Below are 7,141 nucleotides of genomic sequence, written 5' to 3'. Positions count from 1 at the left end.
GCCCACCGCCGTACGGGCGGCCGATACGATCACAATGTCAGTCATTTCCAGTTCCCGCGTTAAAAATCCCTACCTGCCTGCCTCGAACTTCGAAGCCACGACGCATCGCGCCGTACCCTGCGCCGTGTTCCGGCACAGCGGTCGCAGCACAATGCGTGGAAAAGTCTTACTTTGCGGCTTGTGCCGGCTGCGCCGCGGCAGTGGCGCCGGCAGCGGAGAACATCGAGTTCATCGCGGCGATCCATGCCCCCGGACTCGCAGGCACGCTCGGCGAAAACTGGCCGGAGAAAGCCTCGAACCGCAGTTCATGCTGCTCCGACTGGGCACGAGCGGCTCTCATCCATTCCGCCTGCGTGGCCGTTGCGATATCCACAAGATGCTGGCCGTACGAGATGGCCTTGGCCGCCGCCTGCTGCGAGACGGTCACCTGCTGGGCCAGAAATTCAAGCGGATTCTGGCTTTGAATCGCCCCCTTGAGGGTCGCTTCGGTTTCCGCCATGGCGGCCTTGATGGCCTGCGTATTCAGATCCACGACGGCCTGAACACCCTGCAGCGCGGGATTGGCCAGCGCAAAAAACGCCCGGACGCCGGATTGGCAAGCGGTTCTGAGATGCTCTGATGCGAAAGCGGTCATCAATCCTGCCCTCTCTCTTTGTTAGTAAGACTAAATAAAATCCAGCTTGAAAATAGGTGCCCTGCTACAGGGCTCGTGTGCTTGCGACAACGGCATCGTTACGGCAGCACGTTTAGAGTCATCACTCTAAAGCATCAATTTAACAATTTTTTGTACCGCGTGGCTAGGTACAAACCCTAGTGCCCCAGATTTTGGTTTGCTTTTTGCATTGATCTGCCGGGTATGTCATGCATTTGTCATGACATCGGGCGGGAGGGCGAAGAGAGACAGGATTGTCAACCCGGCGCAGGCCGGAGCAAGCCGGCCGCCGTCGACATTGAGGAGGGTTCCGGTGCGCCGGTTAGATGACGGGAACGGCGGCGATCCGGTAGCGAACCGTACGCGGCTTGCCCGCCTCGAACGCGAGCCCCGAGCGGCCGGCGAGCGGATGATCGCCAGGAGGCCTGACGACACGGCCGAGATCGAAGAAGCTGTTGGCCGGTTCGACACCCAGGGCGAAATGCCGCCCCGACCAGGGCTCATGCGCCCGTCCGCCGTTGCTGATCCAAAGCAGGGCGTCGGGCAACGCGGCCGGATCCCAGTCGAGCAGGACATCGGCTCGTTGCGCCGGGTATCGCACGACAAAGGGCGGTTCGCAGCCTTCCATCTGCAGCAGTTCCTCGGTCTTCTCCTGCAGCGGCAAACGCGTGGCGTCCAGCGGGCCTGTCGCCGTCGGGAGGGCAGCCAGCGAGGCGAAGGTGCTGTTTGACACAACGCGCGAAACCCCCGGCTCCGGCGCAACCGGGTAGCCGTGGATGCGCCGGTGCGGGCAGGCGAGCACCTCGATACCTTCCGCCGGAACCGCGAAGGTGGGATGCAACGCAAACGGCAGTACGACCGGGCGCCTCGCGCGCACGGTGACGGAGACCACCAGCGCCGGTGCATCGGGATCGGCGTCGATGGTTCGTTCGAGGCTTTCGATGTCGGCCTCGGCCGGATAGTCAATGGCAAGGGTCAGCCTGTGCGCCGTCTGCTCCATGCACCGCCACAGGTGATTCGCACCGTAGCCATGGTCCCAGCCGTCCGCCGCGTCGCGCGTCTCGAAACCAGCAGGCAGACCGCGAGGCGCTCTCGCCATGCCGAACGGCAGGCAGGGCCACTCCCCTCGCAACGCCCTGAGCAGCCCCGGCCACCGCGCGTCGTCCCCCCACGGTGCAGGTCGAAACGGCGTCACGCTGTGCCCCGGCCCGAGGTCGAAACGCACGGGCGCCAGCATGCCGCCCAGCGCCTGCACTGTCGCCTCGCCATGCGCCCACGCCAGAGTCCAGCCTTCGATATCCATCCTCGCTCCTCGCACTCAGGTGTTGGCGACCACGAACTGCGCGCCCACGCTTTGCGAGAGGACGAGATCCACATTCGGCAGATCGTTTTCCAGGAGCTTCACGCGTATCGCCGCTTCATCCATTCCATAGCCGCGCCAACGGGCCAGGAGACGTTGCGTCAGCACGTCGCGCGGCACCTCCAGCATGACCGTGACGTCGAAGTACGACTGCAGCGCGCTCCAGCCGGGCGCGTCGAGCAGCAGGTAGTTCCCCTCGACCACCACGAGCCTTGCCGACCGCGGGATGATCTCCGCCCCCGCCCGCGCAATCTCGATCGAGCGGTCGAACACCGGCACCGCGATTTCGCTGCTGTCGTCCGCCTTGAGCCGGCCGAGCATCGCGGCGAGTCCCGGCACGTCGAACGTATGCGGCGCCCCCTTGCGCGCACGCTGGCCACGCGCCTCCAGCACCCGGTCGTCGAAGTGAAAGCCGTCCATCGCAAGCACGCAGGCCACATCCGGTACGCGCCGGTTGAGGCCCGCGCACAGCCCTTGCGCGAAGGTGCTCTTGCCCGAGCCCGGCGCTCCCGCGATAGCGACGAGACGCCGCTCGCCGCCCTTGAGACCGAGCAGGTGTTGCGCCAGCTCGTCGGGGCCGATGCGTTGCCCCGGCTGTGCGACGCCGCTCACGACAGGCGGCTCCGTTCGGCTTGCTTCAAGGCTTCCTGCGCCGCCTTGATTTGCGCCCGCGTATACATCAGCGCGTGCGACGCCAGATCGTGACCGTCTTCCCACAGATTGCGCCAGATGCCCAGTATGCCTTCCAGCGGCTGCCCGACCACGCGCGACGAAAAGCTTTCGAACGTAATCGGCCCCTTGAAGCCGGAGAACACCAGCGCCCGGAAAATTTCCGAAAAGTCGATGCTGCCCGAGCCGAGGTAGCCGCGATGCGAGTCGCCCGTGTGGAAGTAGCCGAGGTAGTCGCCGGTTTCGCGCACCGCCGTAGCAATATCGGATTCCTCAATATTCATGTGATACGTGTCCAGATGCACCTTCACATTCGGCGCGCCGATGCGCTTGCACAGCTCGACGCCCTGCGAAGCCGTATTGAGCACGTTCGACTCGTAGCGGTTCACGACTTCGAGACCCAGGACGACGCCGCTCTTCGCCGCCGTCTGCGCCACCTCGCCGAGGATGTCGACCGACATCGCAATGCCGGCGGCCGTAGGTGGCACGTAGTACTTCTGGAAGGCCGAGTACAGGATGCCGCACATATGCGTCGCCCCGCAGTCGCGCGCGACACGCAATGCGGCCTCGAGCTTCTCCTTGCCGCGGGCGGCCTTCTCCACGTCGCCGCTCGAAATATCGGACTCGGCGTCGAGTCCCAGCGAAAAGGTCACGCCAAGACCGTTCTTCTCGAGTTCGCGCCGCGTGAAATCGACGTCGATCGATTTCGGGTCGAGCGCCGGCACTTCGATGAAGTCGAAGCCGACTTCCGCGGTGCGGGCGATAGCCCGTGCGCAGGCCTCATGGCTCCAGTTGGCCTCCCAGACGAGAGCGTGTACGCCAAGCTTGTTCATTCAGACTCCTTTGGTTGACTGTGTCCCGTGCCGCCGCGCGGCGAGGCGCGCCCGGACGGAAGTGTGGAAAACGCCGTTGGCCCACGCCCAACGGAACAGCATGACGGCGAGCAGGAAGACCCCCCACAGGGCCGTCGCGAGATGCTGGCTGGCGCCGAGAAGATTCAACCCCGATGCGATCGTCTGCAGGATCACGAGCGCGACCACGACCGGCGCAACGCGGCCGAATCCGCCGAACGGATCGACGCGGCCGAGGAAGCAGGCAAGCACGGAGATCAGCAGGAAAGCTTCGCCATGCCCCACGCGGACCGAATTGAAGCTCGCCAGCATGACCACGCCCGCTACCCCGCACATGAGGCCGGACAGCATGTAGATGCGCGTGACCGCGCGCGTGGTATCGATGCCGGCGTAGCGGGTGGCTTCGAGGTTGGAGCCGATCATGCGGGTCGCGAAGCCAAGGCGCGAGCGCGTCATCAGCACGTGCCATAGCAGGGCGCATCCCGCGAAGATCCACAGCGGCACCGGCACGCCCAGCCACAGACCGTTGCCCATGGCGAGCACGAGCGGCGGGAAACCGGAGATGTCGCCGCCGTGGGTCAGGAACTCGCCCAGGCCGCGCAGGAAGATCATGGCCGAGAGCGACACCAGAATCGGACTCGCGCCCGTGCGCGCAATGATCGCCCCCATCGCCCAGCCGCTTGCCGCGCCGGTGGCCAGCGCCGCCGCAATGCCGAGCACCACGGCGGCGACGCCCGCGTCCGCGCCGCCCATCGAATGAATCACCCAGGCCATCGCAAGACCCGCGATATTGGCGGTGAACGTGACGGCGAGATTGAAGCCGCCGGACACGAGCGGCATGAGCATCGCGAGCGTGAAAAAGCCCAGCTCGGGCAACTGGAACGCGACCGAGACGAAGGTGCTCGCGGAAAAGAACCGGTCGGAGGCGAAGCTCATCGCCACGATCACGATGGCGAGAAAGCCCAGCAGGCCCAGCACGTCGGCCGGGACATGCGCTGCGAGGGAGCGTCGGGAAGAAGGGGAACTCATGGCAGCACCTATGCGCGTTGCGAGGCGAACCGCGATCCGACGAGCTTCGCAAAGCCGCCGCTCGACAGGGTGATGGCAGTCAGGATGACCGCGCCGATGATCATCTTGAAGGCGTAAGGCGAGATCCCGAGCAGGTTGAGGCCGTTTGCGGTGATGGCCGTGAGCAGGATGCCGAGGATCGCGCCGAGAATCGTGCCGCGGCCGCCGCCCAGCCTCGCGCCGCCCAGCACCACGGCCGCCAGCACGTCGAGTTCGCGCCCGTAGAGTGCATTCGGCACGACCTCCTGGACGATATGCGCCTGCATCAGGCCCGCAATGCCGGCCATCATGCCGAGCCAGCCGAACGCGACGTAATGCATCGCGCCGATATTCACGCCCACGCGGCGCGCGGCCTCGGGATTGTCGCCCATCGCGTACAGTTGCCGACCCGTAGCTGTCCTTCGCAACATGAACCACGTCGCGATAACGGTCGCGATCATGACGGCCACAGGCAGCGTGAGATCCGCCACGCCGCTTGCCGTCTTCACCTGCAGGATCGACACGCGATTCACCCACCAGTCAGGCAGGTCGTAGATCGACACGCCGTTGGTCAGGAACATCAGCCCGCCGAAGAAGATGTTGAACGTCGCGATGGTGACGACGATCGAGACGATCCGGAAGCGATAGATGATGGTGGCATTGAGGGCGCCGAGCAGAAAGCCGAAGGCCATGGACGCCAGAAAGCCGATCAGCCAGTTGCCGCCGCCGAGCCATCCCACCGTCAACGCGGTCAGATACTGAACGACGGAAGCGCCGACGGCGAACGAGATGTCGATGCCCCCGGCAATCAGCACCACGAGCAAGCCGACGCCGAAGATGATGTTGACCGAGCTCTGGTTGAGCAGGTCGAACAGGTTGGGCAGCGTCAGGAAGGTCGACGTCGTCAGACCGAGTCCTGCCGCCATGACGGCAATCACGAGGATCAGCAGCGCCTCGATCGAGCCGATTCCGGGTTTGCGAAGATCAGGCATGGACGTCTCGCTCGATTTGATCAATGCTCGTCCGACCCGGCACGTACTCGGCAATGATCCTGCCGTCGCGCATATGCAGAATGCGGTCGGAGTTGAAATAGACTTCGGGAATCTCGTCGGAGATCAGCACGATGGCCATGCCGGCCGCGGCGAGTTCGTGCACGATGCTGAAGATGCCGGCGCGCGCGCCCACGTCCACCCCTACGGTCGGCGAGTCGAGAATCAGCACCTTTGGTTGCGTCGCCAACCACTTCGCGAGCACGATGCGCTGCTGGTTTCCGCCCGACAAGGTCGAAACCGCGTCGTCGGGCTTGCCGATCTTGACGGCCAGTTTGCCGATCCAGTCGTGAATCAGCGCGTCGCGCTTGCCCGGCGAGAGGAGGCGGCAAGCGTCGAGCAGATCGTCGAGCACCGATGCCACCGTGTTGTCGCCGATCGATTGCGCCTGTACGAGGCCCAGTTGAAGGCGGTCCTCCGACACATAGGCGAGGCCCGCGCGGATCGCGTCGCGGTTCGAGCGCAGCACGAGCGGCTTGCCTTCGAGAGCAACGGCGCCGGCGCCGGGCTTCGTCATGCCGAAGAGCGCCAGCGCGAGTTCCGTGCGCCCCGCGCCGAGACGCCCGGTCAAGCCGAGAATCTCGCCGCGTTTCACGGCGAACGTCACGTCCTCGAACTCGCCGCGGCGCGTGAGTCCCTGCACCTGAAGCGCGACGGGCGCGTGCGAGAGATCGGCCGTGCGCACGGCGTAATCGAAGGTGCGGCCCGTCATCAGCTCGGTGAGCCGCGACTGTGTCATGCCGGCTGTGGGGAAGGTGCCGACATACTGGCCGTCGCGCATCACGGTCACGCGCGTGCAGACGTCGAGCACCTCCGCGAGCCGGTGACTGACGAACACGACAGCGATGCCGTCCGCCGCAAGCCGCCGCACGATGGCAAGCAGCGCCTGGGTCTCCGCGTGGCTCAGCGAAGCGGTCGGCTCGTCCATGAAAACGATGCGCGCGTCGGCCACCAGCGCGCGGGCAATTGCCACCACCTGCCGCTGGGCGATCGAGAGCGAACGCACGGAGCGTTCGAGCGGCAGCTTGACGCCGAGGCGCTCGAGAATGCGGCGCGCCGCCTCCTTCATCTTCGCGTAGCTGACCACGCGCGGACGCGAGCCCAGGTTCTGCTCGAAGGCGATGTTTTCGGCGACCGTCATCTCGGGAAAAAGCGCGAGGTCCTGCCAGATCACCTGAACACCCAGCTCGCGAGCCCGGGCGGGATCGAGGCGCCCGAGCGGTTCGCCGTCGAACCGCATCTGCGCGCCGGGTTCCGGCTGATACACGCCGCTGATCACCTTGATGAGCGTGCTCTTGCCGCAACCGTTCTCGCCCGCAAGGCACAGCACCTCGCCCGGCATGATGTCGAAGCGCACTTGCTGCAGCGCCTTGACGCCGCCGAAGACCTTCGAGATGTTCTCGAGTTCGAGCAACGCGGGACGGTCCTCGTCCAGGGCGGGCCCGGCCGGCATCATGGCGCCGGGCGCGGGCGAAACGGGGTGCAAGGAAGAATCTGGAATCATGGAACACCC

At 65.4% G+C, this 7,141-nt stretch carries 7 protein-coding genes; all 7 read right to left on the bottom strand.

Features of this window, described 5'->3' with window-relative positions; translation table 11 throughout:
• Window positions 1–166: 166 nt before the first annotated feature.
• The 7 genes from phaP to V8683_RS19625 all read right to left on the bottom strand — a co-directional run bounded on the left by phaP (window position 167) and on the right by V8683_RS19625 (window position 7,132).
• On the bottom strand, window positions 167–634 hold the full coding sequence (gene phaP / locus V8683_RS19655; RefSeq protein ID WP_411191879.1) for a TIGR01841 family phasin: 468 nt from the start codon (window positions 632–634) through the stop codon (window positions 167–169).
• 340 nt (window positions 635–974) lie between these two features.
• Window positions 975–1,955 (bottom strand): aldose epimerase family protein, encoded by a 981-nt coding sequence (locus V8683_RS19650; RefSeq protein ID WP_411191880.1) that lies wholly within the window; start codon window positions 1,953–1,955, stop codon window positions 975–977.
• 15 nt (window positions 1,956–1,970) lie between these two features.
• A complete protein-coding gene (locus tag V8683_RS19645; RefSeq protein WP_411191881.1) occupies window positions 1,971–2,624 on the bottom strand; it encodes a nucleoside triphosphate hydrolase in 654 nt (217 codons plus the stop codon).
• On the bottom strand, window positions 2,621–3,514 hold the full coding sequence (locus V8683_RS19640) for a sugar phosphate isomerase/epimerase family protein (protein ID WP_411191882.1): 894 nt from the start codon (window positions 3,512–3,514) through the stop codon (window positions 2,621–2,623). The genes V8683_RS19645 and V8683_RS19640 overlap by 4 nt, the downstream gene beginning before the upstream one ends.
• Window positions 3,515–4,561, bottom strand: a complete 1,047-nt coding sequence (locus tag V8683_RS19635) for an ABC transporter permease (RefSeq protein ID WP_411191883.1) — start codon at window positions 4,559–4,561, stop codon at window positions 3,515–3,517.
• 8 nt (window positions 4,562–4,569) lie between these two features.
• Window positions 4,570–5,571 (bottom strand): ABC transporter permease, encoded by a 1,002-nt coding sequence (locus V8683_RS19630; protein WP_411191884.1) that lies wholly within the window; start codon window positions 5,569–5,571, stop codon window positions 4,570–4,572.
• Complete coding sequence (locus tag V8683_RS19625; RefSeq protein ID WP_411191885.1) at window positions 5,564–7,132, bottom strand: sugar ABC transporter ATP-binding protein; 1,569 nt, start codon at window positions 7,130–7,132, stop codon at window positions 5,564–5,566. Before V8683_RS19625 ends, V8683_RS19630 begins: the two co-directional genes overlap by 8 nt.
• Window positions 7,133–7,141: the final 9 nt, after the last annotated feature.

This window comes from Paraburkholderia sp. AV2 (genome assembly GCF_054968425.1).
The sequence above is the reverse complement of the archived record's forward strand: the minus strand, read 5'-3'. Positions and strand labels throughout refer to the sequence as shown.